The sequence below is a fragment of the Microbacterium sp. 71-36 genome (assembly GCF_001898305.1).
Classification (GTDB): domain Bacteria; phylum Actinomycetota; class Actinomycetes; order Actinomycetales; family Microbacteriaceae; genus Microbacterium.
Genome location: NZ_MKTP01000001.1, coordinates 1038475 through 1064198, shown reverse-complemented (window position 1 = coordinate 1064198; position 25724 = coordinate 1038475). Strand labels below are relative to the sequence as shown.

Annotated in this window: 21 protein-coding genes and 1 tRNA gene; 10 read left to right on the top strand and 12 right to left on the bottom strand. The window is 71.2% G+C overall.

Going from position 1 to position 25724, the window contains the following annotated elements:
* Window positions 1–63 precede the first annotated feature (63 nt).
* The 4 genes from BGO45_RS05255 to BGO45_RS05240 form a co-directional block, all read right to left on the bottom strand.
* Window positions 64–137 (bottom strand) — tRNA-Pro (locus BGO45_RS05255).
* 109 nt (window positions 138–246) lie between these two features.
* A complete protein-coding gene (locus BGO45_RS05250; RefSeq protein ID WP_292691526.1) occupies window positions 247–1758 on the bottom strand; it encodes a hypothetical protein in 1512 nt (503 codons plus the stop codon).
* A 114-nt stretch (window positions 1759–1872) separates the two neighbouring features.
* The gene (locus tag BGO45_RS05245; protein ID WP_292691524.1) at window positions 1873–2796 is read right to left on the bottom strand and encodes a metallophosphoesterase; all 924 of its coding nucleotides are present in this window, start codon (window positions 2794–2796) and stop codon (window positions 1873–1875) included.
* Window positions 2793–5510, bottom strand: coding sequence for a transglycosylase domain-containing protein (locus tag BGO45_RS05240; protein ID WP_292691522.1), 2718 nt, complete (start codon window positions 5508–5510; stop codon window positions 2793–2795). The genes BGO45_RS05245 and BGO45_RS05240 overlap by 4 nt, the downstream gene beginning before the upstream one ends.
* A gap of 109 nt (window positions 5511–5619) precedes the next feature.
* Between BGO45_RS05240 and BGO45_RS05235 the strand changes: the two genes are divergently transcribed.
* Together BGO45_RS05235 and BGO45_RS05230 are read left to right on the top strand one after the other, a co-directional pair.
* Window positions 5620–5838, top strand: a complete 219-nt coding sequence (locus BGO45_RS05235; protein ID WP_026095616.1) for a hypothetical protein — start codon at window positions 5620–5622, stop codon at window positions 5836–5838.
* Window positions 5835–6302, top strand: a complete 468-nt coding sequence (locus BGO45_RS05230; protein WP_292691518.1) for a RidA family protein — start codon at window positions 5835–5837, stop codon at window positions 6300–6302. Before BGO45_RS05235 ends, BGO45_RS05230 begins: the two co-directional genes overlap by 4 nt.
* Window positions 6303–6336: 34 nt before the next feature.
* Here the strand turns inward: BGO45_RS05230 and BGO45_RS05225 are convergent, their stop codons facing one another.
* The 8 genes from BGO45_RS05225 to acs form a co-directional block, all read right to left on the bottom strand.
* Window positions 6337–7827, bottom strand: a complete 1491-nt coding sequence (locus tag BGO45_RS05225) for a cytochrome b/b6 domain-containing protein (protein ID WP_292691516.1) — start codon at window positions 7825–7827, stop codon at window positions 6337–6339.
* Window positions 7824–8792 carry an electron transfer flavoprotein subunit alpha/FixB family protein gene (locus BGO45_RS05220; protein WP_292691515.1) on the bottom strand — a complete coding sequence of 323 codons (969 nt, stop codon included), beginning with the start codon at window positions 8790–8792 and terminating at the stop codon, window positions 7824–7826. Before BGO45_RS05220 ends, BGO45_RS05225 begins: the two co-directional genes overlap by 4 nt.
* Before the next feature lie 10 nt (window positions 8793–8802).
* Window positions 8803–9579, bottom strand: a complete 777-nt coding sequence (locus tag BGO45_RS05215) for an electron transfer flavoprotein subunit beta/FixA family protein (RefSeq protein WP_292691513.1) — start codon at window positions 9577–9579, stop codon at window positions 8803–8805.
* 95 nt (window positions 9580–9674) lie between these two features.
* Window positions 9675–10850, bottom strand: coding sequence for a bifunctional 2-methylcitrate synthase/citrate synthase (locus BGO45_RS05210; RefSeq protein WP_292691511.1), 1176 nt, complete (start codon window positions 10848–10850; stop codon window positions 9675–9677).
* A gap of 2 nt (window positions 10851–10852) precedes the next feature.
* Window positions 10853–11755: a methylisocitrate lyase gene (gene prpB, locus BGO45_RS05205; protein ID WP_292691509.1), complete on the bottom strand. Its 903-nt coding sequence runs from the start codon at window positions 11753–11755 to the stop codon at window positions 10853–10855.
* A 127-nt stretch (window positions 11756–11882) separates the two neighbouring features.
* Window positions 11883–13409 carry an MmgE/PrpD family protein gene (locus BGO45_RS05200; RefSeq protein WP_292691507.1) on the bottom strand — a complete coding sequence of 509 codons (1527 nt, stop codon included), beginning with the start codon at window positions 13407–13409 and terminating at the stop codon, window positions 11883–11885.
* Entirely contained in the window at window positions 13406–14068 is a 663-nt protein-coding gene (locus tag BGO45_RS05195) for a GntR family transcriptional regulator (RefSeq protein ID WP_292691505.1), read from the bottom strand. Before BGO45_RS05195 ends, BGO45_RS05200 begins: the two co-directional genes overlap by 4 nt.
* Window positions 14069–14247: 179 nt before the next feature.
* Complete coding sequence (gene acs / locus BGO45_RS05190; RefSeq protein WP_292691503.1) at window positions 14248–16215, bottom strand: acetate--CoA ligase; 1968 nt, start codon at window positions 16213–16215, stop codon at window positions 14248–14250.
* 470 nt (window positions 16216–16685) lie between these two features.
* Here acs and BGO45_RS05185 point away from each other — a divergent pair, with 470 nt between their 5' ends.
* The 8 genes from BGO45_RS05185 (at window position 16686) to BGO45_RS05150 (ending at window position 25667) form a co-directional block, all read left to right on the top strand.
* On the top strand, window positions 16686–17627 hold the full coding sequence (locus BGO45_RS05185; RefSeq protein WP_292692877.1) for a TadA family conjugal transfer-associated ATPase: 942 nt from the start codon (window positions 16686–16688) through the stop codon (window positions 17625–17627).
* Window positions 17624–18514 (top strand): type II secretion system F family protein, encoded by an 891-nt coding sequence (locus tag BGO45_RS05180; RefSeq protein ID WP_292691502.1) that lies wholly within the window; start codon window positions 17624–17626, stop codon window positions 18512–18514. The genes BGO45_RS05185 and BGO45_RS05180 overlap by 4 nt, the downstream gene beginning before the upstream one ends.
* A 26-nt stretch (window positions 18515–18540) precedes the next feature.
* Complete coding sequence (locus BGO45_RS05175; protein WP_292691500.1) at window positions 18541–18768, top strand: DUF4244 domain-containing protein; 228 nt, start codon at window positions 18541–18543, stop codon at window positions 18766–18768.
* Entirely contained in the window at window positions 18765–19097 is a 333-nt protein-coding gene (locus tag BGO45_RS05170; RefSeq protein ID WP_292691498.1) for a TadE family type IV pilus minor pilin, read from the top strand. Before BGO45_RS05175 ends, BGO45_RS05170 begins: the two co-directional genes overlap by 4 nt.
* A 389-nt stretch (window positions 19098–19486) precedes the next feature.
* On the top strand, window positions 19487–22195 hold the full coding sequence (gene topA, locus BGO45_RS05165) for a type I DNA topoisomerase (RefSeq protein ID WP_292692875.1): 2709 nt from the start codon (window positions 19487–19489) through the stop codon (window positions 22193–22195).
* The gene (gene tmk / locus BGO45_RS05160) at window positions 22192–22866 is read left to right on the top strand and encodes a dTMP kinase (protein ID WP_292691496.1); all 675 of its coding nucleotides are present in this window, start codon (window positions 22192–22194) and stop codon (window positions 22864–22866) included. The genes topA and tmk overlap by 4 nt, the downstream gene beginning before the upstream one ends.
* A gap of 81 nt (window positions 22867–22947) precedes the next feature.
* Window positions 22948–24123 (top strand): DNA polymerase III subunit delta', encoded by a 1176-nt coding sequence (locus BGO45_RS05155; RefSeq protein ID WP_292691494.1) that lies wholly within the window; start codon window positions 22948–22950, stop codon window positions 24121–24123.
* Window positions 24120–25667: an alpha/beta hydrolase gene (locus BGO45_RS05150; RefSeq protein WP_292691492.1), complete on the top strand. Its 1548-nt coding sequence runs from the start codon at window positions 24120–24122 to the stop codon at window positions 25665–25667. The genes BGO45_RS05155 and BGO45_RS05150 overlap by 4 nt, the downstream gene beginning before the upstream one ends.
* Window positions 25668–25724 lie beyond the last annotated feature (57 nt).

Here is a 25724-nt window from a genome sequence, read left to right as displayed (position 1 = left end):
GGCCGGTGTGGTCGGTATCTCGGTACACGAGAGGCTCCCCCCGAAGGGGGAGCCTCTCTGCGGTCGGGGTGACAGGATTTGAACCTGCGGCCTCGTCGTCCCGAACGACGCGCGCTACCAAGCTGCGCCACACCCCGTGGCCAACCCTGTAAGTCTACCCCGTTCGCGACCGTGCTCCGAACCGGGGCGTCGGGCGGGCGCGTCGCCCCGCGGTCCGCGCATTCCCGACGCCCCGGTCGCGCCGTCTCAGGCGCGAGCGCCCGGCCGGCGACGTGCCACGAGAAGGGCGGTGAGACCGGCCGCCATCGCCACCGCCGCGAGGGTGCCGCCGGTGGCCAGCCCGGCGGTCGCCGCGCCCGTGGCCGCGAGCGCGGCAGCCGGGGGCGTCTGCGTGGGCGACGGAGCGGCCGCCGGGGTCGCTGTCGGGGTCGGGGTCGGGGTGACGGCGGGCGGTGGCGGGGCGACCAGCTGCTGCGTCTGCGCCGGAGTGGCGAAGCGTTCGACCCACGTGAACCGCCCCGGAAGGTGTGGAACGGTCTCGGCATCCTGATCGGCGCGTTCGATCCGCCAGACGGCGGTGTAGACCCCCGGCCCGGGGAGCGGCTCGTCCGTCGCGGTGGTGTAGTTCCCGGCACCGATCGCGGGGTCGGTGAGGAGTTCGAGACGCGCCACCGGCTGCAGGCCGCGGGGGACCTCAGGGGATTCCGCCGGGAACGCCCCGGTGCGGTAGACGTCGGCGCGGGCGCGGATGCGCACGAAGGTGCCGTCTGCGAGTCGGGGCCAGACGCCCTCTCCGGAGGAGAACTGAACCTCGTCGACGAAGCGGCCGTCCTCCAGCCGCGCGTGCGTCTGGATGCGGGGGGAGAAGCGGACGGGGCGTGCCGCCGTGTCTTCCGCGGTGAGGTCGAAGCGCACCGGGCCGGCCGGGCCGGCGGACTCCTGCTGACCCGGTGTGCTGAAGTACCGGATGGCCGCCGCGCGCACCGTGAACGCCCCACGGGCGCGCACCGTGTAGGGGCGACCGTCCGAGTTCGCGGGCGGGGAGGCCAGGATCGGGTAGGACGCGCCCGGGGTCACACCGGTGCGGTCGGCGGAACCGGAGTCGGCGAAGACCGCTCCCTCGAGGTGGAGGCCGCCGGTGGCATCCGGATCGACGTCGGCCGTGACGGTCCCGCGTGTCGGATCGTTCGCGTCGACCGTCAGGGTGAGGGTTCCCCCCACCCGCGGTACGCGGATCGCCTGTGCTTCCGCGAGATAACGTTCCGCGCGATCCTGCACGGCCTCACTGTTCCCGGGGCTGGCGCGACGCATGATGTCGGCGATCGCCTCACGGAGCGAGTCGCCCTCGTAGCCCCACGAGTGCAGAGTCGTGTCGCGATCGACGATCGCCTTCACCGCCCAGCCGACGCCGGCGGCCTGGACCGGGTCGTCGGTCTGCCCGTAGGTCGTCACGAGGTGGTTGATCGAGACGAGCTGCTGGGGCGTCAGGCCGTTCACGTCCGATGTCTCGCCGTGATCGGTCGTCGTTCCGGTCGCCACGGGAAGCCCCGGATGGATGCAGTAGGTGTGGACGTCGCCGACCCGCATGGAGCCGTGCCAGCCCGTCCACGACAGCGGAGCCCAGGTGCCGAAACCCGTTCCGCGTTCGGCGGCGTGGGCGGGCGCGGCGGCGAGCGCGGGGACGCCCACGACGGCGACGAGGGCGAGGGTGAGCGCGGTCAGCAGCAGACGGCGGCGGCGCGGGGGAGGGTGGTGCATCGAGTGTCCCTTCGGTCGAGGAGACTCGATCATGCGGTTTCGGTGGGTCGCCGAGATCGACGAAAGGGCCGATCCGTGGAGGGATCGGCCCTTTCGAGAGCGGGGGAGAAGGCGTCAGCGTGGCAGCAACGTGAGCAGCGTGGCCTCGGGGCGGCAGGCGAAGCGCACCGGCGCGTAGATGGAGTGCCCGAGCCCGGCGCTGACGTTGAGCGGAACGGTCCGGCCGGCGTGCGTCCACTCGCTGAGGCCCCGCGCCTGTTCCAGCGGCAGGTCGCAGTTCGAGACGAGCGCCTTGCGGCTGAAGGGGACGCGCACCTGCCCGCCGTGCGTGTGGCCGGCCAGCAGGACGTCCGCGCCCAGATCGATGAACCGGTCGAGCGTGCGTCGGTACGGGGCGTGCATCACGCCGAGCGTCAGGTCGGCGGCATCCAGGCTGGACAGCACCGGCGGAATGAGCTCGGGCCTGTCCCAGTTGCGGTGCGCGTCGTTGACCCCGAACGCGGTGACCCGCAGGCCCTTCACGTCGACGGAGACCGCGGTGTCGTCGAGGATGCTCCAGCCGAGATCGTCGCTGAAGAAGCGGTCGAGCGCGTCGACGTCGAGATGCTTGTAGTCGGGGACGTTGCTCGAGGGCCCCGTGAAGTAGCGCAGCGGATTGCGCGGCGAGGGCTCCTGGAAGTCGTTCGACCCGTGGACGACCAGGCCGGGCACGCCGCGCAGCGGGGCGAACGCGGTCCGGATGCCGGTCAGCCCGTCGCGGTGACCGAGGTTGTCGCCGGTGTTCACGACCAGGTCGGGCGCGAGTTCGACGAGTCGTGCCATCCACTCCTGCTTGCGGTGCTGCCACGGCGCCATGTGCGCGTCGGACACGTGCAGGATGCGCACGGCATCCGATCCCTTGGGGAGCACCCGGAGCGCGTGGTAGCGCACGGTGAAAAGGTAGCGCTCGACGCCCATGCCCCAGACCGCGGCGCCGACGGCCGCCGCCCCCGCGACCCCGAGGGGTGCGAGGGCGGCCTTCACGACGGGATGCGTCACTGGCACTTCTTCTTCGCCACGTCGAGCACGATCGCGGTGCTCTTGTTGGCGGAGGTTCCGCCGGCGGGGTTCGTTGCCGTCACGCGACCCTCTTCGGGGGCTCCACCGTCCTCTTTACAGCTGACCGAGAGGTTGTTGTAGCCGGCCGACTTGAGTGCCGCCTGGGCCGCGTTGAGGGTCTGACCGGAGACGTCGGGGACCGTGCCGCCCTGGCCGTTACCGGGGTTGATCGTGATGGACGCGCCGGCCGGAGCCGAGCCGCTCGGGCTCTGTGCGGCCACGCGGTCGCCCCCGAACTCGGCGTCGACCGGGTCGCCCACCGTCACGGAGAAGCCTGCGCCCTGCAACGTCGACCGGGCGTCGTCGATGCTGCGCCCCACGACGTTCGGCACGTCCTTGGTCACCGTGCGCAGGAGGTTCTGCGCGGGGTCGGGGAACCGGTCTCCGCCGTAGAACTCGTCGGCAGCACTCTGCACCTGGCGGGCGACCGCGTAGCGCATGTCGCTCAGCTGGTATCCGTTGGCGTACTTCCGGAACAGCGTCTCCTGGCCGCCGTCCCAGTTGCCGACCCAGACCGCGGTCGTGACGTTGGTGGACGACTCGATCATCCAGGTCTCGTGCGCCTCGTGCGTGCCCGTCTTGCCGAGCACGGGGGTACCGTCCTGCGGGTTGGCGTTCTGGCCGGTTCCGCCGCCGGTCATGACGCCCTGGAGCGCGTACGCGGCGGTGGCGGCGACCTCGGGGGTCAGGACGGTCTCGCAGGTGCGCTGCGGGATCGGGCGCTCCGCGCCGTCGGCATCCGTCACCTTGTCGATGAGCTTCGGCTCGCAGTGCGACCCGCCGTTGGCGACCGTGGCGAAGGCGCCGGCCATGGCCAGGGGCGAGACGTTGTCGCTACCGATGACCTCGTTGGCGTTGGCCATCTTGATCTCTTTGCCGTCGCCGGTGGTGCCGACGCCCATCTTCTTCGCGACGTTGGCGATGTCGCACAGATCCAGCTGCGCAGCCATGGCCAGATACCCCGTGTTCAATGACTCCTTCGTGAAGCGCAGGGGGGTGCCGTAGTAGCCCGGATTCTGATCGAAGTTCTCGATCTCGTACCGGTCGGTGTTGACCCAGGGGCCCGTGCACGAGTTCTTCATGTTGGGGACCGGCTGCAGGCGCCCGTTCAACTGTGCGTTGAGGGAGTTCCCCTTCTCGAGCCAGTCGACCAGGGTGAAGATCTTGAAGGTCGATCCTGCGTTGAAGCCGATGGAGCCGCCGATGTCGCTGTTGCCGGCGAACACGATCGAGCTGTAGGACGAATCGTTCTCCGACTGTGTCGGATCCTCGGGGAACTTCGTGTTCTGCGCGACAGCCAGAACGCGCCCGGTCTTCGCTTCCAGGCTGAGCGCGGTCGAACCGAGCTTCAGCCGGTCGTCACTGGACGGCACGACGTCGTTCATGGCGTTCTGCGCCGCCTCCTGCATCCGCAGGTCGAGCGTCGTCTGGATGGTGAGTCCGTCCTGACGCAGGGCCTGGACGCGATCGTCGTCCTCGGCGCCGAAGGCGGGGTCGCTCAGGATCGTGGACACGACGAGCTGGCAGAAGTAGGGCGCTGCCGACACCGCGCACCCCTGAGAGGTCGTGGTGAGGTTCGGGGTGATCGGCTCGAGCGCGTACTGGACGAACTGCTCGTGCGTGATCTTGCCGTCGTCCTCCATGCGGCTGAGGACGTAGAGCTGGCGCCCCTTCGTCTCGCTGTACCCGTCGGCGGCGGTGACGAGCTGCTCCTGCGTGATCTCGCCGTTGTCGCGCAGCGTGTACAGCGCCTGGATCGTGCTCTGGCCGACGTCGTCGATCGAGCCGTCGGGCTGCTTGTTGGAGGCGACGCCGTCGGCGTCGACGATGGAGCCGTCGGGCAGATCGATGCGGAAGCGGTTGGGGTTCTGCACCATGCCCGCGAGGACCGCGGCCTGGCCGATGTTGAGGTCGGCGGCCGACACGTTGAAGTACCGCTTGGCGGCGGCGTCGATGCCGTAGGTCACGCCACCGAAGTTGGCGATGTTCAGGTAGCCGAGGAGGATCTCGTCCTTGGTGTACTGCTTCTCGAGCTGCACCGCGTAGCGCATCTCCTGCAGCTTGCGCTGGTAGCCCTCGACGCCGTCGGCCTGGATCGCCTCGAGCGCGCACTTCTGCAGCGCTTCGTCGCGCGTCATCGCGGGGATCGCCGGGGTGGTGTCGGTGGCCTCGACGGCGTCGGTGGCCCGGGCGCTGCGCTCGCAGCGCTGGACGAGCACGTTCTTCACGTACTGCTGGCTGATCGAGGAGCCACCCTGGGTCGCCCCGCCGGCGGCGTTGCTGAGGAGCGCGCGCGTGGTGCCGATGAGGTCGACGCCGCCGTGCTGGTAGTAGCGGGGGTCTTCCGACGAGAGGATCGCGTCGTACATGACCGGGTTGATCTGATCGAACGTCACCGGCGAACGGTTCTGGTCGTAGAACTTCGCGAGGACCTGGTCGCCGGCCATGAGGGTCGTCGGCAGCATCAGCTTGTCGGGCTGCAGGTAGCTGGGCATGTTGTCGAAGATCGTGATCGCACTCGACGCGGCCAGGCCCGAAACGGCGATCGCCGGGGTGACTGCCGCGGTCACGAGGAGGCCGGCGGCTGCGCTCAGGCCGACGAGGCCGACGATGCCGCCGAGGGCGCCGCTGGCCGTACGTTTGTTCTCAGGCATAGGCTTGATGCTAAGCGACGTTGCTGGGCGATGCCTCGAAGGCGTGCGCTCGCGCGCGTACGCGTCCACCCTCTCGCTCGACCGCCGAGCCGAACCGCCGGGAGCCCCGATGACCACGTGGGAATACCTCACCACGCCGCTACTGATCCACAACACCGCTGCGATCCTGAACAACTGGGGGAAGCAGGGCTGGGAGCTCGTCCAGGTCGTGACCGGCCCCGAGGGCGGCCTCGTCGCGTACTTCAAGCGTCCCGTGGGTGGCGGTGAGGCCAACGCCGGTCTCGGTGCCGCCGCGACCGCCGCGCGCCAGTTCGAGGGTCAGCAGTGAGCGTCTCGGAGCGTCTGGCGGCGCTGGGCGTCGAGGTCCCGGGCGTCGTCCCGCCGGTGGCGTCCTACATCCCCGCCAAGCGCCACGGCGACCTCGTGTACACCTCCGGTCAGCTCCCCATGGTGCAGGGTGCGCTCCCCGCCACCGGCAAGGTCGGTGAGGGCGACGGACTCGTGTCGCCGGCGGATGCCAAGACCTACGCGCGGCAGAGCGCACTCAACGCCCTCGCGGCCGCCGCGTCGCTCGTCGGCGGTGTCGACAACATCACCGGTGTCCTGAAGATCACCGGGTTCGTGGCATCCGTGCCCGAGTTCACCGGGCAGCCGGGCGTCATCAACGGGGCGAGCGAGTTCCTCGGTGAGGTCTTCGGCGAAGCCGGGGCGCACGCGCGTTCCGCCGTCGGTGTCCCCGTCCTGCCGCTGGACAGCCCGGTCGAGGTCGAGGTCGTCTTCACCGTCGCCTGACCCCGGAACGCGTCCGGGCAGCCCGTCGCTCGCTTCAGCGCGTCCCGACGTTGCCGAAGAGGCGGGCGATCGGGGCGATCACGAGCGGCCGTGCGGCCAGCCATCCGGCGGCGATCACCGCGATCGACGCCGCGAACAGCGCCACCCCGAGCCATCCGTCGCCGTCCTGTGCGGCGTACATGTGACCGAGGTTGCGTCGTGCGCCCGTGGCGAGCACGAGTCCGACGTGCACGACGGTGAACGCGACGAAGAAGAGCATGACGGGGTAGTGGACGGCGCGCGCCCACTCCACGGGGTAGGCGCGGTTCAGGCGCGGCGCCTCGCGCGGCCACACCCCCGACATACGGACCCCGGTGACGATCGCGAGCGGGGCGGCGACGAACACGATCGTGAAGTACGCGAGCTGCTGCAGCGCGTTGTAGTTCAGCCATCCGTTCTCCGTCGGCCAGTCCAGCGACACGTACTGTGCGGCCGCGCTGAGGGCGTTCGGGATCGCGTCCCACGACGTCGGGACGATCCGCATCCACTGGCCGGTCGCGAACAGCAGGACGAGGAACACGACGCCGTTGGTGATCCAGAGCACGTCGAGGGCCTGGTGGAGCCAGAGGGTCAGACTGATCTTGCGCTTCGGATCGCGGCGTGACGACCAGAACGCGGTGGGGCGTTTCTGGTGTCGCACTTGGAGGCCGGAGCGCACGATCAGCACGAGGAAGAACACGTTGAGGAAGTGCTGCCACCCGAGCCACGGGGGGAGACCCACGGGCGCGGCGGCGGGAAGCGGGTACTCGCCCGGGTAGGCGGCGAGGAACGCCGAGCCCGCCGGTGTGCTGAGGAGCCAGCGGGTCAGCAGCACGAGCATTCCCGCGGCGATTCCGAGCCCGACGACGCCGACGAGGAGCAGCGCGGTGCGCCGGGGGGCCTCGACCTCCGTGGGGCGTTCGCGGCCGAGACGCTCGGCCCGGAGAGCGCTCCACCGCTCGGAGGACACGGTGGGGAAGACCGTCCGCCGCCCGCGCAGCGGGGGGCGCGCCAGGACGGATGCCGCGGGGTCGGCGGCCGTGGGCGCGGGGACGGATGCCGCGGGGTCGGCGGATGCCGGGGGAGCGGCGGCCGTGCTGCGGGGCGTCGGCGCGGGCTCGTGCGCGGCCGTGGTCGTGGCGCCGGGGGATTCCCCGGGCGTCGCGACGAGCGGGCGCACGGAGGCGGGCGGCCACGGCTCGCCTCCGGCCACCCGGGGGAGGCCTCGCCGCACGCCGGGAGCCGCCGTCGCGGGGAACGCGGCCGCGCCATCGGTGGCCATCGCCGCGACCTCGGCGAGTGCCGGTGGGCTCGTTCCGGCGCGGGCCTCTCCGCCGTCCTGCGGACCCTCCGCCCGACTCGCCGTGGATGCCACGTCCGCAGCGGCGTGTCCGGCTCGAACTCCGCGCGACGGCGCGGTGTCGACACCGACGACGTCGTCGTCGAGGGGCGGCCACGGTGCTCCGCCCGCGACCCGGGGGAGTCCCCGGCGCACGACGCTGCTCACGAACGCCTCGCTTCCAGCGCGGCGATCGCCTGGGGCACCACGGTGAACACGTCGCCGACGATGCCGAGGTCGGCGATGGCGAAGATCGGCGCCTCGGGGTCCTTGTTGACCGCGATGATCGTCTGCGCCGTCTGCATGCCCGCACGGTGCTGGATTGCCCCGCTGATGCCGAGCGCCACATACAGCCGCGGCGAGACCGACACCCCCGTCTGCCCGACCTGGGCCGCGGCGGCGACATATCCGGCATCCACGGCTGCCCGCGACGCGCCCACGGCGGCGCCCAGCGCGTCGGCCAGCTGCTCCACCAGCGCGAACCCCTCGATCGAGCCGAGGCCCCGCCCGCCCGCGACGACGGCGGCGGCACCGCGCAGTTCCGGACGCGCCGAGGCCGACACGATCGGCTCGACGTGCTCGACGCGGGCCGTCGGAAGGTCTGAGGCGGTCACGGCGAGCGTCTCGACCACGGCGTCCGGGATGGCTTCCGCCCGCGCGTCGATCGCGCCCGGGCGGACGGTGACGACGAGCGGCCCGAAGGTCGCGCCGGACGTGACGTCGAACCCGCCGCCGAACACCGAGTGCCGGGCGAGGACGCCGAGGTCGTCGCGTTCGAGGCCCACGGCATCCATCGCGAGGGGCAGTCGTCGACGCGCGGCGAACCGTCCGGCGGCGTCGCGCCCGTCGACCGTGTGCGGGACGAGCACCGCGACGGGGGAGACCTGCGCGAACGCTGCGTCGAGGGCGTCGACGACGGGTCCGGTCAGGGCGGCGGGGTCGCCGGGGGCGACGAGGACGCGTTCGGCTCCCGCGCCGATCGCCTCGTCGGAGAGCGCGCGGGCGTCGCCGTCGGCCACGATCAGCGCGACCGCGGAGCCGATCCCGCGCGCCGCGCCGAGCAGGCCGGCCGCGGTCTTCGCGAGCCCGCCGGTCGGAGCGGTCTCGAGCAGGACCAGGATGGTGTCGGTCATCGTCGTCCCCTCACGCCAGTCGGTTCTCGAGGAGGAAGGCCGCCAGCCGATCCCCGGCGTCGCCCTCGTCGACGATCGTGGTCCCGCCCGCGCGCGGGGGCCGCGCGGCGACGGTCGTGAGGATCGACCACGGCGCCCGGGCCGGATCGGCGTCCAGCCCGAGATCGGCGAGCGAGAGCGTCTCGTACGGCTTCTTCTTCGCCGCCAGGATGCCCTTGAAGGTGGGGAACCGGCCGTCCGGCAGTGCCTCGGTGATCGAGATCACGGCGGGCAGCGGTGCGGAGACGCGTGCCGTGGCGGACTCGGTCGTCCGGGTGCCCGTGACCGTGGCATCCCCGATGTCGACCGCCGACAGCGACGTCGCGTGCGGCACGCGCAGGTGCTCGGCGAGCATCGCGGGCAGCACTCCGCCCGCGCCGTCGGTGGAGAGGTTGCCGGCGATGACGAGATCGAAGCCGATGCGCGTGAGCGTCGCCGCGAGCACCTCGGCCGTCAACGACAGGTCGGCGCCGCGCAGGGCGTCGTCCACGACGTGCACCGCGGAGTGCGCGCCCATGGCCAGGGCCTTGCGCAGCGTCGCCGTGGCGGACTCGGGCGCCATCGTGACGGCGACGACCTCGGCATCCGGATGCCCGTCGGCGAAGGCCAGGGCGACCTCCACGGCGCGCTCGTCGATCTCGTCGAGGACGTGATCGCTCTCGTCGCGCCGCGCGAGCCCGGTCTCGAGGTCGAGCCTGCGCTCGCCCCAGGTGTCGGGCACGTCTTTCACCAGGACCACGATCTTCATCGATCTCTCCTCGTCCGATCCCGCCGCGTCGCGGGATCCGTTTCACGGCCCCGGGTGCGGGGCCGACCTCACCGCCCCGGGTCGGGGCGGCGGGGTCACTGCGCTTCTTCGTCGCGGACGGCGGCCTCCCGCTCCGCGTCGGTGGCGACGTATCCGTCGATGTGCCGCTCGTCGACGCCGTTGTAGGCCGAGAGCGGACGGATGAGGGCATTGGATGCCGCTTGTTCGATGATGTGCGCCGTCCACCCCGTCACCCGCGCGGCGACGAACAGCGGTGTGAAGGTCGGGGTGTCGAACCCGATGAGGTGGTAGGTCGGCCCCGACGGGTAGTCGAGGTTGGGGTAGATGCCCTTGCGCCCGACGAACTCGCCCTCGAGGGCGTCGTAGAGCGCCGCCAGGTCACCGGCCCCGTAGTGCTCGACGAGCGTGTCGAGCGCGGCCTTCATCGTGGGGACGCGCGAGTCGCCCTTCTTGTACACGCGATGCCCGAAGCCCATGATCTTGCGCTTCTCGGCGAGAGCGGTGTCGAGCCACGGCCCGACGTTCTCGGCCGCGCCGATCTCGTCGAAGATGTGCATGACCGCTTCGTTGGCGCCGCCGTGCAGGGCGCCCTTCAGCGCGCCGATCGCGCCGACGACCGCGGAGTACAGGTCGGCGGTCGTCGAGGTGATCACGCGCGCCGTGAAGGTGGACGCGTTGAACGAGTGCTCGGCGTAGAGCACCATCGACACCGCGAACGCGCGGGCGACGACCTCGTCGGCCTCCTCGCCGAACGTCATCCAGAGGAAGTTGCGGGAGTAGTCGAGGTCGGCGCGCGGTTCGACGAGTGCCCCGCCGCGGCGACGGCGCTGGTCGTACGCGACGATCGCGGGGATCTTGGCGAAGAGGAGCTTCGCCTTGGCGAGATCGGAGGCCGCGGAGTTGTCGGCCACCTCGGCCGCCGGGGCGAGCGCTCCGAGAACCGACACCGCGGTGCGGACGACGTCCATCGGGTGGGCGTCGAGCGGCAGCAGGTCGATCGTGGTGCGGACAGCCGCGTCGAGCTCTCGATGCGAGCGCTCGAACGCCTCGAACTCGGCGAGTTCGGAGGTGTCCGGCAGTTCGCCGTTCCACAGCAGCAGCGCCACCGCCTCGAAGGGCTGGGTCGCGGCGAGCTCCTGCACCGGATATCCGCGGTAGAGCAGGCTGTTCGTCTCGGGGTTCACCTTGCTGACGGCGGTGTAGTCCACCGTGACGCCGGCCAGGCCCTTCTTGATCTCGATCTCGGTCATGCTCACTCCTTCGTGACGGTGAAGTCGAACACGTTCGCGTCGAAGCGCGAATACTGCTCGTAGTCGATCAGGTCGTACAGGTCGGTGCGGTGCTGCATCTCGCCGAGCTGCTCGCGCAGGTGCCCCTCGGATGCCAGCGCGTCCAGGCCCCGCCCGGCGGCACCCATCGCGAGCCGCAGCAGCGACACCGGCCAGATGACCAGGTTCACGCCGGCGTCCTGTAGCTGGGCGGTCGAGAAGAGGTCGGATTTCCCGAACTCCGTCATGTTCGCCAGGATCGGCACGTCCAGCGCGGTGCGCATCGCCTCGAACTCGCCGAGGTCGCGCATCGCCTCGGGGAAGATCGCGTCGGCACCGGCATCCACGAGGGCCTTCGCCCGGTCGATCGCGGCGGGAAGCCCCTCCACTGCGCGCACGTCGGTGCGGGCCATGATCAGGAAGTCGGGGTCGCGGCGGGCGTCCACGGCGGCGCGGATGCGCTTGATCGCGGTGTCGGCATCCACCACGCTCTTGCCGTCGAGGTGCCCGCAGCGCTTCGGGTTCACCTGGTCTTCGATGTGGATTCCGGCCAGCCCCGCGTCTTCGAGCGTCTGGATCGTGCGGGCGACGTTCATCGGCTCGCCGAACCCGGTGTCGGCGTCGATGATCGCCGGCAGCTCCGTCATGCGCGCGATCTGCTGCCCGCGCCCGGCGACTTCGGTGAGGGTCGTGAGCCCGATGTCGGGCAGCCCCAGGTCGGCGGAGATCACGGCGCCGGAGATGTACACGCCGTCGAAGCCCTTGCGCTCGATGAGCCGGGCCGACAGCGGGTTGAAGGCGCCCGGCATCCGCACGAGCTCACCGGATGCCAGCTTCTCGCGCAGCGCGCGACGCTTCTGCGCCGGGGTGGTCTGGGCGTACAGCATCAGTTCTCCTCCGACCCGCGTGCCGCGCTCCGGAGAATCTCGCCAGATCCACCTGCGCGGCGCTCCGAGCGCGCGCCGAACTGCCGGATCTCCGGAGCCCGGAACGACGTGCCGCCGAGCCACCGCATCAGAACAGGCCCTTCGGCGCGGGGGCGAGGGCCAGCACGCCCGGCTTGGCGACGATCGTGAGCTGCAGCACCTCTTCGGCGGTGAGCTCGGGCAGACGCTGGGCGAGATCGAGGAAGCGTTCGATCTCTTCGGCGGCGAGCACGGGCTCCGCGAGCAGCCGGAACTTGCGCACGTAGTCCTCGCGGGCGAACGGGCGCGCGCCGAGCGGGTGGGCGTCGGCGACGGCGATCTCGTCCTCGACGACCGATCCGTCGGTCAGCGTGAGGACCACGCGACCGCCGAACGCCTTCTCGTTCGGGTCCTCGGAGTGGTAGCGGCGCGTCCACTCGGCATCCTCGGCCGTGGTGATCTTGTGCCACAGCTCGACCGTGTCGGCGCGGCCCGCCCGCTCGGGCGTGTACGAGTCGACGTGGTGCCATGCGCCGTCCTGCAGGGCCACCGCGAAGATGTACGGGATCGAGTGGTCCAGCGTCTCGCGCGACGCGGTCGGGTCGTACTTCTGCGGGTCGCCCGAGCCCGAGCCGATCACGTAGTGCGTGTGGTGGCTGGTGTGCATGACCACGGATGCCACGTTCGCGGGGTCGCGCAGCTCGGGACGCTCGGTGCCGAGGCGCCGGGCGAGGTCGATCCACGCCTGCGCCTGGTACTCGGCCGAGTGCTCCTTCGTGTACGAGTCGAGGATGGCCCGCTTGGACTCGCCCTCGGCGGGCAACGGCACGTCGTAGGTGGCATCCGGGCCGCCCAGCATCCAGGCGATGACACCGTCCTCGCCCTCGTAGATGGGGGAGGGGCTGGTCTCGCCGCGCATCGCCCGGTCGACGGCTTCGACGGCCATCTTTCCGGCGAAGGCGGGGGCGTGCGCCTTCCACGTCGAGATCTCGCCCTTGCGCGACTGGCGCGTGGCCGTGGTCGTGTGCAGAGCCTGGCCGATGGCCTGGTAGATCGTCTCCTGGTCGAGGTCGAGCAGCGTGCCGATGCCCGCCGCGGCCGAGGGACCGAGGTGGGCGACGTGGTCGATCTTGTGCTTGTGCAGCGAGATCGCGCGGACGAGGTCGATCTGCACCTCGTAGGCGGTCGCGAGCGCGCGGACCACCGCGGCGCCGTCCCGTCCAGCGTGCTGGGCGACGGCGAGCACGGGCGGGATGTTGTCGCCCGGGTGCGAGTAGTCGGCGGCGAGGAAGGTGTCGTGGTAGTCGAGCTCGCGCACGGCGACTCCGTTGGCCCACGCCGCCCATTCGGGGCTCGAGCGACGTTCGAGGGTGCAGCCGAACACCGTCGCACCGACCCCGCCGATCGACACGGCGTGGTCGAGCGCCTGCTGCCGGGCGGCGCTGACCGGCCGGCGGGTGAGCGAGGCGGCGGCGACCGCGGCGTTGTCGATGACGCGGTTGATGATCATGTCGACCACGTCGGCGTCGACCGCCACGGGGTCGACGGCGATGCGCGCGAGGGCCCACGCCAGCTGTCCCTCGCGCGCGAGGTTCTCGTCGCTGCGGTGGACGCGGAGGTGGTGGGTGATCGTCATGCGAGGGCCTTTCGGTCGGGCAGGGGGGCGGCGTCGTCGAGGGACTCGAGGATGCTCGTGAGGGCGTTGTGCAGGTGCACGTGGGTCGCGTGGGCGGCGAGGTCGCCATCGCCGGCGGCGATCGCGGCGGCGATCAGCCGGTGTTCCGAGACCGAGGCGGCGAGCCGCTCCGGCTGGTAGCGGGCGAGTCGTCGCACGCGTACGAGATGGGTGCGGACGCTGCGCAGTGCCGCGGTGAGGTAGTCGTTCGCGGCGGCGGCGTCGAGCGCCGCGTCGAACTCGGCGATGAGGCGGTAGTAGGCGTCGCGGGCGGCCTCGCCGTCGAGACGTGCGGCATCGAATGACGTGACGAGGTCGGCGAAGTCCGCGGCCCGCGGCGAGGCGGCGGCGAGACGCGCGGCGGTCTCTTCGAGGGCGCGGCGCACGATGAAGAGGGACCGGATGTCATCGCCGTCGACCGCCGTGACCACCGTGACGCGCGGCGAGGCCTGGGTGACCAGCCCGTCGGCGGTGAGACGCGCCAGCGCGGCGCGCAGGGGAGTGCGGCTCACTCCGAGGCGGGCGGACTGCTCGACCTCGCCGAGCACGGTTCCGGGTGGGAGCACGCCCGTCTGAATCTCGGAGAGGAGCGTGGCGTAGGCCCGATCGCTCGCGCGCATGGATCCTCCTCGCCCTCGACCACCTCAGTGTATACACAAGGTCGGCGAAAGCGTGCCCGTGGCCTCGGTATTGCGCGCAACGTATACAGATACGGGACACGGCGAAGGTCCCGGATGCCACGCCTGCGGCATCCGGGACCTTCCCTGTCGATGTGGTCAGCGCGTGAGACGCACGCGGCTCACTTCACCTGCGCGCTGATGACGCTCATCACGGCGGTGTCGGCGAGCGTCGTGGTGTCGCCGACCTCGCGGCCCTCGGCGACGTCGCGGAGCAGGCGTCGCATGATCTTTCCGGATCGGGTCTTGGGCAGCTCGCCCACGATGTAGACGTCGCGGGGACGCGCGATCGGGCCGATCTGCTCGCCGACCCAGCGGCGCAGCTCGTCGCCGAGTCCGTCGACGCCGTTCTTCTTCATGTAGCGGCTCTTGATGATGACGAAGGCGACGACGGCCTGCCCGGTGGTCTCGTCGGACGCGCCGACGACGGCGGCCTCGGCCACGCCCTCGTGTCCGACGAGGGCGGACTCGATCTCGGCGGTCGACAGGCGGTGTCCCGAGACGTTCATGACGTCGTCGACGCGGCCGAGCAGCCACACGTCGCCGTCGTCGTCGAGGCGCGCGCCGTCGCCGGCGAAGTAGTAGCCCTTGTCGGCGAACTTCTGCCAGTACGTCTCGACGAAGCGGTCGGGGTCGCCCCAGATGCCGCGCAGCATCGACGGCCAGGGCTCGGTGATGACGAGCAGTCCGCCGTTGCCGTGGCCGACGGGGTCGCCGGCGTCGTCGACGACGTCGATCGAGATGCCGGGGAGCGGCACCTGTGCCGAACCGGGCTTGGTCTCCGTCACGCCGGGGAGGGCCGAGATCATGATCGCGCCGGTCTCGGTCTGCCACCACGTGTCGACGATCGGCGCACGGTCGGCACCGATGATGTCGCGGTACCAGATCCAGGCCTCGGGGTTGATGGGTTCACCGACCGAGCCCAACAGGCGCAGCGACGACAGATCGAAGCTCTGCGGCACGTCGCGGCCGATCTTCATGAAGGAGCGGATCGCGGTGGGCGCGGTGTAGAAGACGGTGACGCCGTGGTTCTGGATGAGCTCCCACCAGCGTCCCGGGTGCGGGGTGTCGGGGGTGCCCTCAAAGAGGAGCTGCGTCGCGCCGTTCGCGAGCGGGCCGTAGGTGACGTAGGTGTGGCCGGTGATCCAGCCGATGTCGGCGGTGCACCAGTACACGTCGGTCTCGGGGTGCACGTCGTGCACGACGCGGTTCGTGAAGGCCGCCTGCGTGAGGTAGCCGCCCGAGGTGTGCAGGATCCCCTTCGGCTTCCCGGTGGTGCCCGAGGTGTAGAGGATGAACAGCGGGTTCTCGGCCGGGAACGCCTCGGCCTCGTGGTCGTTCGAGGCCTGCGGCACGACGTCGTGCCACCAGATGTCGCGCTCGTCGGTCCAGTCGACGTCGTTCTCGCCGCGCCGGACGACCAGCACGTGCTCGACGGTCTCCTGGATGCCGGATCCGTTGCGGTCGGCGAGGGCCTGGTCGACCGCGGGCTTGAGGGCCGACACCTTCCCCTTGCGCCAGCCGCCATCGGCGGTGATGACGAGCTTGGCTCCGGCGTCGTCGATGCGGGAGCGGAGGCTGTCAGCCGAGAAGCCGCCGAAGACGACCGAGTGGACGGCGCCGATGCGGGCGACGGCGAGCATCGAGGCGATCGCCTCGGGGATCATCGGGAGGTAGATCGCGACGCGATCGCCGCGCTCGATGCCCAGGTCGATGAGGACGTTCGAGAGGCGCTTCACCTCGTCGGTGAGCTCGGCGTAGGTGACGTTGCGCTGGTCGCCGGGCTCGCCCTCCCATCGGAGCGCGATGCGGTCGCCGTTGCCGGCCTCGACATGACGGTCGAGGCAGTTGTAGGCGACGTTGAGCTCACCGTCGGCGAACCACTCGGCGAACGGCGGGTTCGACCAGTCGAGCACGGTCGTGAACGGCGTGTGCCAGTGGAGTTCGCGGGCCTGGTCGGCCCAGAATCCCTCGCGGTCGGAGGCGGCGCGCTCGTACAGACTCGCGTCGCCCACGGCGTTCGCGGCGAACTCCGCCGAGGGGGCGAAACGGCGGGTCTCGTTGAGGAGATGATCGATCTGGCTGCTCATCTGGCGCTCCTTCGCGGTCGAGGCACGGCGCGTCCTCGCGCCACGGTCACGTTATCCCTCGTCCGTGAACGCCGGTTACCTCCAATAGTTGGGATCGGCCGGAAACGACCCGGCTGATATATCGCTCGCTTTTCGAGACATTCGGTTCCGTGGACGGCGACGGGCGGTTAGTCTTATCTCTGCCCGAACATCGCTTCCGGCAGCGCGTCGGGGGGAGCCCCCCAATTTTTCCCCGGCGCGTGGCGGCATCCCTCGCCCCCCATTGACGGGATGCCGCCTCCTCTTTTTTCCGGGCCCGTTCGGCGGGCCGTCGGTTCCTCCCCAGGCCGCGAAGTCGCGGACCTCTCCACGGATGAGCCTCTCGGCGCCACGCGGGGATGGGGGACTTTCCTACCGTCGTCGGTGTGATCTCCCCGCTCCTTCTCCCCGTTCCGGAATCCGCCGGCGTGGCGCATTCCGCGCTCGCGGAAATGCCCTCCGCCTGGTCCGACCCCGCCCTGGCTTTTCTTCGTCCTTTCCTCGACGATCCCGCCGTCAGCGACGTGTTCGTCAACGGGGAGGACGGCCTCTTCGTCGACCGGGGAAGAGGAGCCGAGCGCGTGCCGTCCTGGCGGGCGACCGAGGCCGAGGTGCGGCAGCTCGCCGTGCGGCTGATCGCGCTCGGGGGACGTCACCTCGACGACGCATCTCCGTGCGTCGACGTGCGACTCGAACGGGGAGTGAGGGTGCACGCGGTCCTCGCGCCGGTCGCCGTGCGCGGGACGGCGATCTCGATCCGTGTGCCGCGGTGGGACGCCCCCGACCTCGATTCCCTCGATGCGACGGGGATGTTCCCCGCGGGAGTCCGCACGCAGCTCGAGGCGCTGGTCGACGAGCGCTCGAACGTTCTGATCTCGGGCGCGACGGGGGCGGGGAAGACGACGCTGCTGTCGGCGCTCCTGACACGCGTCCCCGCGGCCGAGCGGATCCTGACGATCGAGGAGGTCGCCGAACTCCGGCCTCGCCACCCTCATCACGTCGTCCTCGAGGCGCGACAGCCGAATCTCGAGGGCGCGGGCGGCATCGGGCTGACTCGTCTGGTGCGCGAAGCCCTGCGCATGCGGCCGGATCGTCTCGTGCTCGGGGAATGTCGCGGTGCGGAGATCCGAGAGCTCCTCCTCGCGCTCAACACCGGGCACGACGGCGGTGCCGGAACACTGCATGCCCGCGGACTCGCCGAGGTGCCCGCGCGGCTCGAAGCCCTCGGAGCACTCGCCGGAATGGATGCCGTCGCCCTGGCGCGTCAGGCCGTCAGCGCCCTGCACGCGATCGTGCACGTCGAACGCCGCGGCGGACGGCGGCAGGTCGCCGGGATCGGCCGCCCCGCCCTGAACGGTGACCGGCTGGTCGTCGAACGGGTCCGCTGCGCATGAGCACACAAGCACGGTCGGGCCCCGACGTCGCGACGATCGACGTGGCGATGCGACTCGCCGTCCTGCTGTCGGCGGGAGTGACGGTATCGGCTGCCTGGCGCCATCTCGCCCGCGGCGGCGATGCGGTCCTCGTCGCTGCGGCGCGGGTTGCGGAAGACGGCGGTGACGTCGCCGCGGCATTGCGTTCCGGAGGCGACGCGTGGCGCGACATCGCCGCGGCGTGGGCTGTGGCGGTCGCCGTCGGCGCACCCCTCGCGGACACGCTGCGCTCTGCCGTGGCCGCTCTCCGCGACGCGGCCGAGGTCCGCGACGACGTCGAGGTGGCGCTCGCCGAGCCCGTCGCCACCGCGCGCGTGCTCACCTGGCTTCCGCTCCTCGGGCTCCCGATCGGGGTCGCTCTCGGGCTCGATCCGCTCCGAACGATCACCGAGCCCCTGGGCGCAGGTGCCGCCCTCGCGGGACTCCTGCTGATCGGGGTGTCCCACGTATGGACGCGCCGTCTGGCCGACCGCTCGGTGCCCTCCGTCGATCTCCCGGGGTGGGAGGCCGAGCTCGTGGCCATCGCCCTGTCGTCCGGCGCGTCCGTCGACCGCGCGCAGGCGCTCGCCGCGGCCGAACGCGGAACGACCGCTCCGGCCTCGGTTCGCGCGGGGATCGCCGCGGCGCTCGAACTCTCGATCCGAACCGGGGCGCCCGCGGTCGAGCTGCTCCGGGGAGAGGCATGGCTCGCGCGCCGCCGTGCGCGGACCCAGGGACGGGAGACCGCCGCGCGGCTGTCGACTCGACTTCTTCTTCCCCTCGGTGTCTGCACGCTCCCGGCCTTCCTGCTTCTCGGGGTGGTGCCGGCCGTGCTCGGCGTCATCCGCTCCACCGTCCTGCCCCTCTGAACCCGTCCACAACACGAAGGAATCCCATGTCCGTTCCGTCCCGCCCCGCGCTCCCTCTTCCCGCACTGCCGCCGCTCACGTCGCGTCGCGCTGCGCTGCTCTTCCTCGATGATCGCGGCGCCGCCACGGCCGAGTACGCGATCGCCACGATGGCGGCCGTGGCGTTCGCCGGCCTGCTGGTCATCATCATGCGCTCGGACGAGGTGCGTGGCATCCTCACCGACCTCGTGCGCCGCGCCCTGACGGTGCAATGACGAGGACGGGGCTCGACGACCGCGGAGCGGTCACGGCCGAGTTCGCCGTCGTGCTCCCCGCCGTCGTGCTCGTGCTCGCTCTCGGCCTCGGGGCTCTCTCGGCCGGTGCGGCGGCGGTCCGGCTGCAGCACGCCGCCGCAGAGTCCGCCCGCTTGTTCGGACGTGGAGACGACGCCGGCGCGCGCGCCGTGGTGGCGCGCGTCGGGGCGACGGTCGGCGTCACCCGCGCGGATGCGCTGGTGTGCGTCGACGTGACGGCGACGCCGCCGGTGCCTCTTCCCCTCGGCCCGCTCGCTGCCAGGTCGTGCGCACTCGACGGAGGCGGGTGATGGCCGGCGGCGTATCGGCGGTCGGCGTGGTCGCGGCGGTCGCCGCCGCGGCCCTCGGACTGGCCGTCGCGGCGGGCGCCGCCGTGCAGGCGCAACGCATCGCCGGGATCGCGGATGCCGCGGCCCTCGCCGCCGCCGACACCGTCAGCGGCGCGATCCCCGGGGTGCCCTGCGAGGCGGCCGCCGCCGTCGCCGATGCCGGCGGCGTGAACCTGGACGAATGCGATGTCGACGGCCTCGTCGCCACGGTCGTCGTCGGCAGCGCGTACGGTGGGATTCCGTTCGCTGCACGCTCCCGCGCGGGACCACCCGATGTCTCGACGGCGCACGACCTCCCGGAACCCGACCAGGAAGGCGTGTGTATGGTGTGCAACGAAGAAAGGACCCCAGTGGCAAACGGCAAGAAGCTCGTCATCGTCGAGTCCCCGACGAAGATGAAGTCGATCCAGGGATACCTCGGCGACGGCTACGAAGTGCTCAGCTCGGTCGGGCACATCCGCGACCTCGCCTCCAAGAAGGAGATCCCGGCCGACAAGAAGGCGGCCTACGGGAAGTACTCCATCGACGTCGAGAACGACTTCGACCCGTACTACGTCGTCAACGACCGCAAGACCAAGACGGTCGCCGAGCTCAAGCGCGCCCTGAAGTCCGCCGACGAAGTCCTGCTCGCCACCGATGGTGACCGCGAAGGCGAAGCCATCGCGTGGCACCTCCGCGAGGTCCTGAAGCCCAAGGTCCCCGTGCGTCGCATGGTGTTCCACGAGATCACCAAGGACGCCATCCAGGACGCCGTCCACCACACCCGCGACCTCGACGAGTCTCTCGTCGACGCGCAGGAGACCCGCCGCGTCCTCGACCGCCTCTACGGCTGGGACGTCTCGCCCGTGCTGTGGCGCAAGGTCGGCTCCGGCCGCGAAGGCACCGCCCTCAGCGCCGGCCGCGTGCAGTCCGCCGCGACCCGCATGGTCGTCGAGCGCGAACGCGAGCGCATGGCCTTCGTCTCGGCCACCTACTGGGACGTCGAGGCGCTGGCATCCAAGTCGGGCTCGTCGTTCACGACGCGCCTGAACCGCCTCGACGGCGCCCCCCTCGCCCGCGGTGGCGACTACGACGACAACGGAAAGCTCAAGAAGGCCGTCGTCGTCCTCGACGAGGCGCAGGCCCGCGCACTCGCGGCCGACATCATCGCCGCCGCCAAGGCCACCGTCGCCAAGGTCGAGGCCAAGCCCGGCACCCGCAGCCCCCGCGCCCCCTTCACCACCTCCACGCTCCAGCAGGAAGCCGGACGCAAGCTCTCGATGAGCGCCAAGCACGCCATGGGCGTCGCGCAGCGTCTCTACGAGAAGGGCTTCATCACCTATATGCGTACCGACTCCACCGCGCTCTCGACGCAGGCCGTCAAGGCCGCGCGCGAGCAGGCGGTGGCGCTCTACGGCGACAAGGCCGTGCCGGCCAACCCGCGCGTCTACAAGAGCAAGTCCAAGAACGCGCAGGAGGCGCACGAGGCCATCCGCCCCTCGGGCGAGCATTTCCGCACACCCGCGTCGCTCGCCTCGTCGCTCGACCGCGACGAGCAGAAGCTGTACGACCTGATCTGGAAGCGCACCGTCGCCAGCCAGATGTCGGATGCCAAGTACGAGACCACCACGGTCACCCTCGCCGTCCAGGCGGGGGAGAAGCAGGCCGAGTTCACCGCCTCGGGCACCGTGTACACCTTCAAGGGCTTCCTCGAGGCGTACGAAGAGGGCAACGACGAGAAGCGCAACGACGACGACGCCGACCAGTCGCTCCCCGTGGTCGCCGTCGGCGACGAACTCGCGATCAGCGACGTCGAGCCCAAGGGCCACAGCACTTCGCCGAAGCCGCGCTACACCGAAGCCAGCCTCGTCAAGGCGCTCGAAGAGAAGGGCATCGGTCGCCCCTCGACCTTCGCCAGCATCATCGGCGTCATCCTCGACCGCGGCTACGTCACCAAGCGCGGCCAGGCCCTCGTTCCCAGCTGGCTCGCGTTCAGCGTCGTCCGTCTGCTCGAGCAGCACTTCGCCGACCTCGTCGACTACGACTTCACCGCGGCCCTCGAAGACGACCTGGATGCGATCGCCCGCGGCGAGCAGCGCCGCACGGAATGGCTCAAGGCGTTCTACTTCGGCTCCGAGAAGCAGGTCGGCCTCCGCCACATCGTCGAGAACCTCGGCGAGATCGACGCGCGCGAACTGAACTCCACGCGCATCACCGACACCGCCACGCTCCGCTTCGGCAAGTACGGCCCGTACCTCGAGGTCGTCGAGCCCGGCGCGCCCGAAGACGCCAAGCCGCGCATCGTCAACATCCCCGAAGACCTCGCACCCGACGAGCTCACGCCCGAAAAGGCCCAGGAGCTCATCGAGGCGCCGGTCGCCGGCGACCGTGTACTCGGCGAGAACCCCGAGAACGGCAAGCTCGTCGTCGTCAAGGACGGCCGCTTCGGTCCGTACGTCCAGGAAGTCGAGGCGGAGGAGCCGGAAGAGGTCGACCAGGCCACCGGCGAGGTCGTCGAAGCGCCGAAGAAGCGCGGCGCGAAGAAAGAGGCGGCGCCCAAGCCCCGCACGGCATCGCTCTTCCGCTCGATGTCGGTCGACACCATCGACCTCGACACCGCGCTGCAGCTGCTGTCGCTCCCGCGCGTCGTCGGCGCCGACCCGGCCACCGGGGAGGAGATCACCGCGCAGAACGGTCGCTTCGGCCCGTACCTGAAGAAGGGCACCGACTCGCGGTCGCTCGACTCCGAGACGCAGATCTTCGACATCACCCTCGAAGACGCCCTCGCCAAGTACGCCGAGCCCAAGTACGGTGCCCGACGCGCGTCGAGCGCCCTCAAGGAATTCGACGCCGACCCGGTCAGCGGCAAGCCGATCAAGCTCAAGGATGGTCGCTTCGGGCCCTACGTCACCGACGGCGAGACCAACGCCACGGTCCCGCGCGGCGAAGACGCCATGGCCGTCACCTTCGAGCGTGCCGTCGAACTCATCGCCGACAAGCGCGCCAAGGGCCCCGCGCCCAAGCGCACCGCGGCGAAGAAGACGACGACCACGCGCAAGGCCCCGGCGAAGAAGTCGTGACCGCCGACGCCCCCCGGCCGCCGCACGCCCCCCACGCGACGACGGCCGGGGGACCCGGCCTCTTCCTCACCTTCGAAGGAGGCGACGGCGCCGGCAAGACCACCCAGGCCGTGCTCCTCGAAGAATGGCTGCGGGCCCAGGGGCGCGAGGTCGTGCGCACACGCGAACCCGGCGGCACCGACGTCGGCGTGCGCATCCGCGACATCGTCCTGCACCACCGCGGACACATCGCCCCCCGCGCCGAAGCGCTGCTCTACGCCGCCGACCGCGCCCACCACATCGAGACCGTCGTCCACCCCGCCATCGCGCGCGGCGACGTCGTCATCCAGGACCGCTACCTCGACTCCTCCGTGGCGTACCAGGGCGCCGGACGCGTCCTCGAGCCCGCCGACGTGCGCGAACTGTCGCTCTGGGCCACCGGCGGGCTCCTGCCCGACCTCACCGTCCTGCTCGACCTCGACCCCGGGGCCGCGCGGGCTCGACTCGACGCCGACGACAAGCCCTTCGACCGTCTCGAAGCCGAGAAGACCGAGTTCCACGAACGAGTGCGCTCCGCCTTCCTCACGCTCGCCGAGGCCGAACCCGAGCGCTTCCTCGTCCTGGATGCCACCCAACCCGCCGACGCGCTCGCCGAACGCGTCCGCGAGGCCGTGGCATCCCGACTCGGGTGACCGGCGCACCCCATCGACGCCCTGCCGACCCCCAGCCGATCGACAGCGGCGGTGTCGGTGCCCGCGATTAGGGTGGAACCCATGTCGGCCGCCGTGGAGTCTCCCCCGCAGACCGCCGCCCTGCCCTTCCCGTGGGACGCGGTGTGGGGGCAGGACGAAGCCGTCCAGACACTCCGCGCCGCGGCCGCCGACCCCGCCGCCCTCGCCCACGCGTGGCTGATCACCGGTCCGCCCGGCTCGGGGCGCTCCACCCTCGCCTACGCCTTCGCGGCGGCGCTCATCGCCGACCCCGGCGATGACGCCGCCCAACGTCAGGTCCTCGCCCGCACCCACCCCGACCTGACGGCGCTGCGCACCGAGCAGGTCGTCATCCGCATCGACGAAGCCCGCCGCCTCGTCGAACGCGCGTCGTTCGCCCCGTCCCTCGGGCGCCACCGCGTCATCGTCGTCGAAGACGCTGACCGCATGGCCGAGCGCACCTCCAACGTCCTGCTGAAAGCCCTCGAAGAACCGCCCGAGCAGACGGTCTGGGTGCTCTGCGCGCCCAGCGACGCCGACCTGCTGCCCACGATCCGCTCGCGCGTGCGCGTCCTGCGACTGCGCGAACCGTCGGTCGCCGACGTGGCCTCGCTCATCGTCGAACGCACCGGCGTCCCCGCTGACGTCGCCGAAGAGTCCGCACGCCACGCCCAGCGCCACATCGGCATGGCCCAGCGCCTCGCCACCGACGACGACGCCCGCGCCCGCCGCGCCGAGACGCTGTCGGCGGTGCTCGCCGTCCGCGGTATCAGCGACGCGGTCGAGGTCGCCGGGCAGATCGTGCGTCTCGCCACCGACGACGCCAAAGCCCTCACCGCCACCCGCGACGAAGAAGAACGCCGCAGCCTGCTGCGCACACTCGGCGTCGCCGAAGGCGCCGCGGTCCCGCCGAGCGTCCGCGGACAGCTCAACGCCCTCGAAGACGACCAGAAGCGCCGGGCCACCCGCAGCCTCCGCGACGGCATCGACCGCGTGCTCACCGACCTCCAGTCACTCTTCCGCGACGTCGTCATGCTCCAGTACGGGCGCGACGGCGATCTCGTCAACGCCGAAAGGATCGACGACCTACGCTCCCTTGCCACCGAGTGGACCCCTGCCCGCACGCTGGGCGTCCTCGACCGCATCACCGACACCCGCCGCAACCTCGAGCAGAACGCGGCCCCGCTGCTCGCCCTCGAGAGTCTGCTGATCACCGTCGCGAACGGATCCGCGCCGTGAGCCTCCGCCGACGCGTCGCCACGGCCGTGGCCGGGGTCGTGGCACTCGCCGTCGCCCTGTCCGGATGCCTCTACGCCCAGATCCCGCCGCTGCCCCCGGGTGGTGGGGCATCGCTCGCTCCGCAGACCGACGGGGTGTCCGCGGAACTGCTCCCGTATTACGGGCAGACGCTCGACTGGCAGGAGTGCGGCACGGGTCTGGACTGCACGAGGGTGACCGTCCCGCGCGACTACAGCGACCCGAGCGTCGGTGATCTCCAGCTCGCCGTGGTGCGCCACCGCGCGACCTCCGGCGAGCCGATCGGCTCTCTCCTGACCAACCCGGGCGGCCCGGGAGCCGCGGGCGTCTCGCTGATGAAGCAGGCGCTGTCGATCCTCGTCGACGACAAGCTCACCGCGGCCTACGACGTGATCGGCTTCGACCCGCGCGGTGTGGGCGAGTCCACCGCCGTCACCTGCTACGACCCGCCGCAGCTCGACGCCTACCTCTACGACATCCCGCCCGGGGCGCGCGGCAGCGACGAACGACGAGCCGCCCTCGACCAGCGCGCCGCCGACTTCACGAAGGCCTGCCAGGACCGCAGCGACGGCATCCTGCCCTACGTCACGACCGAAAACTCCGCGCGTGACATGGACGTGCTCCGCGCGGTGCTGGGCGACCCGAAACTGAACTACCTCGGTTACTCGTACGGCACCTTCCTCGGCGCCACCTACGCCGGACTCTTCCCCGAGCGCGTCGGACGCATGGTGCTCGACGGCGGCATCGACCCCAGCGTCTCGGGTTCCGACACGTCACTGCGGCAGGCCGTCGGCTTCGAACAGTCGCTCCGCGCGTTCATGGCCGACTGCCTGGCGACGAACGAATGCGCCTTCGCGGGCAGCGTCGACGACGCGATGTCCGATCTCTCCGCCCTCCTCGCCCGCGTCGACGCCCGCCCGATCACCGCGGCCGACGGTCGGAAGCTCGGCGGCGATTCGCTGATGACAGCCATCACCGCGGCGCTGTACAGCGAGGAGAGCTGGCCGTACCTGCGTTCGGCACTGACCGACGTCAGCAACGGGCGCGCCGATGTCGCGTTCCAACTCGCCGACTTCTACAACGGCCGCATGGGCGACACATACGACGGCAACACCATGGAGGCGTTCGTCGCCTACAACTGCATGGACTACCCCGACGAGGGGACGGATGCCGACCTCGCGGCGCTCCAGAAAGAGCTCGACGTCCAGGCCCCCGTCATCGCCCCGTACTGGGCCGGAGCAGGCGGCGACCCGTGCGCGACGTGGCCCGCGCCGCCCACCGGCGTGCGCGAACCGATCACCGCGCCCGGCTCCCCGCCGATCGTCGTCGTCGGGACGACCGGCGACCCCGCCACCCCGTACGAGGGGGCGCAGAGCCTCGCCTCGCAGCTGGCGCAGGGCGTCCTGATCACCAACGTCGGCGAGGGCCACCTCGGCTACAACAAGGGCAACGCCTGCGTGACCGACGCGGTCGACGCCTATCTCGTCGACGGCACGGTGCCCGAGAACGGTCTCCGCTGCGGCTGACCGTCGCGTCGTCCGACCGACATCGCCGCCGCGGGCTCGCCGTCGCAGCGATCGCGA

Coding starts and splice junctions, on each gene's coding strand:
- BGO45_RS05250 (WP_292691526.1), bottom strand. CDS start 1,758: ATGCACCACCCTCCCCCGCGCCGCCGCCGTCTGCTGCTGACCGCGCTC.
- BGO45_RS05240 (WP_292691522.1), bottom strand. CDS start 5,510: ATGCCTGAGAACAAACGTACGGCCAGCGGCGCCCTCGGCGGCATCGTC.
- BGO45_RS05180 (WP_292691502.1), top strand. CDS start 17,624: ATGAGCACACAAGCACGGTCGGGCCCCGACGTCGCGACGATCGACGTG.
- prpB (WP_292691509.1), bottom strand. CDS start 11,755: ATGCTGTACGCCCAGACCACCCCGGCGCAGAAGCGTCGCGCGCTGCGC.
- BGO45_RS05170 (WP_292691498.1), top strand. CDS start 18,765: ATGACGAGGACGGGGCTCGACGACCGCGGAGCGGTCACGGCCGAGTTC.
- BGO45_RS05185 (WP_292692877.1), top strand. CDS start 16,686: ATGCCCTCCGCCTGGTCCGACCCCGCCCTGGCTTTTCTTCGTCCTTTC.
- BGO45_RS05195 (WP_292691505.1), bottom strand. CDS start 14,068: ATGCGCGCGAGCGATCGGGCCTACGCCACGCTCCTCTCCGAGATTCAG.
- BGO45_RS05215 (WP_292691513.1), bottom strand. CDS start 9,579: ATGAAGATCGTGGTCCTGGTGAAAGACGTGCCCGACACCTGGGGCGAG.
- BGO45_RS05200 (WP_292691507.1), bottom strand. CDS start 13,409: ATGACGATCACCCACCACCTCCGCGTCCACCGCAGCGACGAGAACCTC.
- BGO45_RS05155 (WP_292691494.1), top strand. CDS start 22,948: ATGTCGGCCGCCGTGGAGTCTCCCCCGCAGACCGCCGCCCTGCCCTTC.
- BGO45_RS05220 (WP_292691515.1), bottom strand. CDS start 8,792: ATGACCGACACCATCCTGGTCCTGCTCGAGACCGCTCCGACCGGCGGG.
- BGO45_RS05175 (WP_292691500.1), top strand. CDS start 18,541: ATGTCCGTTCCGTCCCGCCCCGCGCTCCCTCTTCCCGCACTGCCGCCG.
- BGO45_RS05210 (WP_292691511.1), bottom strand. CDS start 10,850: ATGACCGAGATCGAGATCAAGAAGGGCCTGGCCGGCGTCACGGTGGAC.
- BGO45_RS05235 (WP_026095616.1), top strand. CDS start 5,620: ATGACCACGTGGGAATACCTCACCACGCCGCTACTGATCCACAACACC.
- acs (WP_292691503.1), bottom strand. CDS start 16,215: ATGAGCAGCCAGATCGATCATCTCCTCAACGAGACCCGCCGTTTCGCC.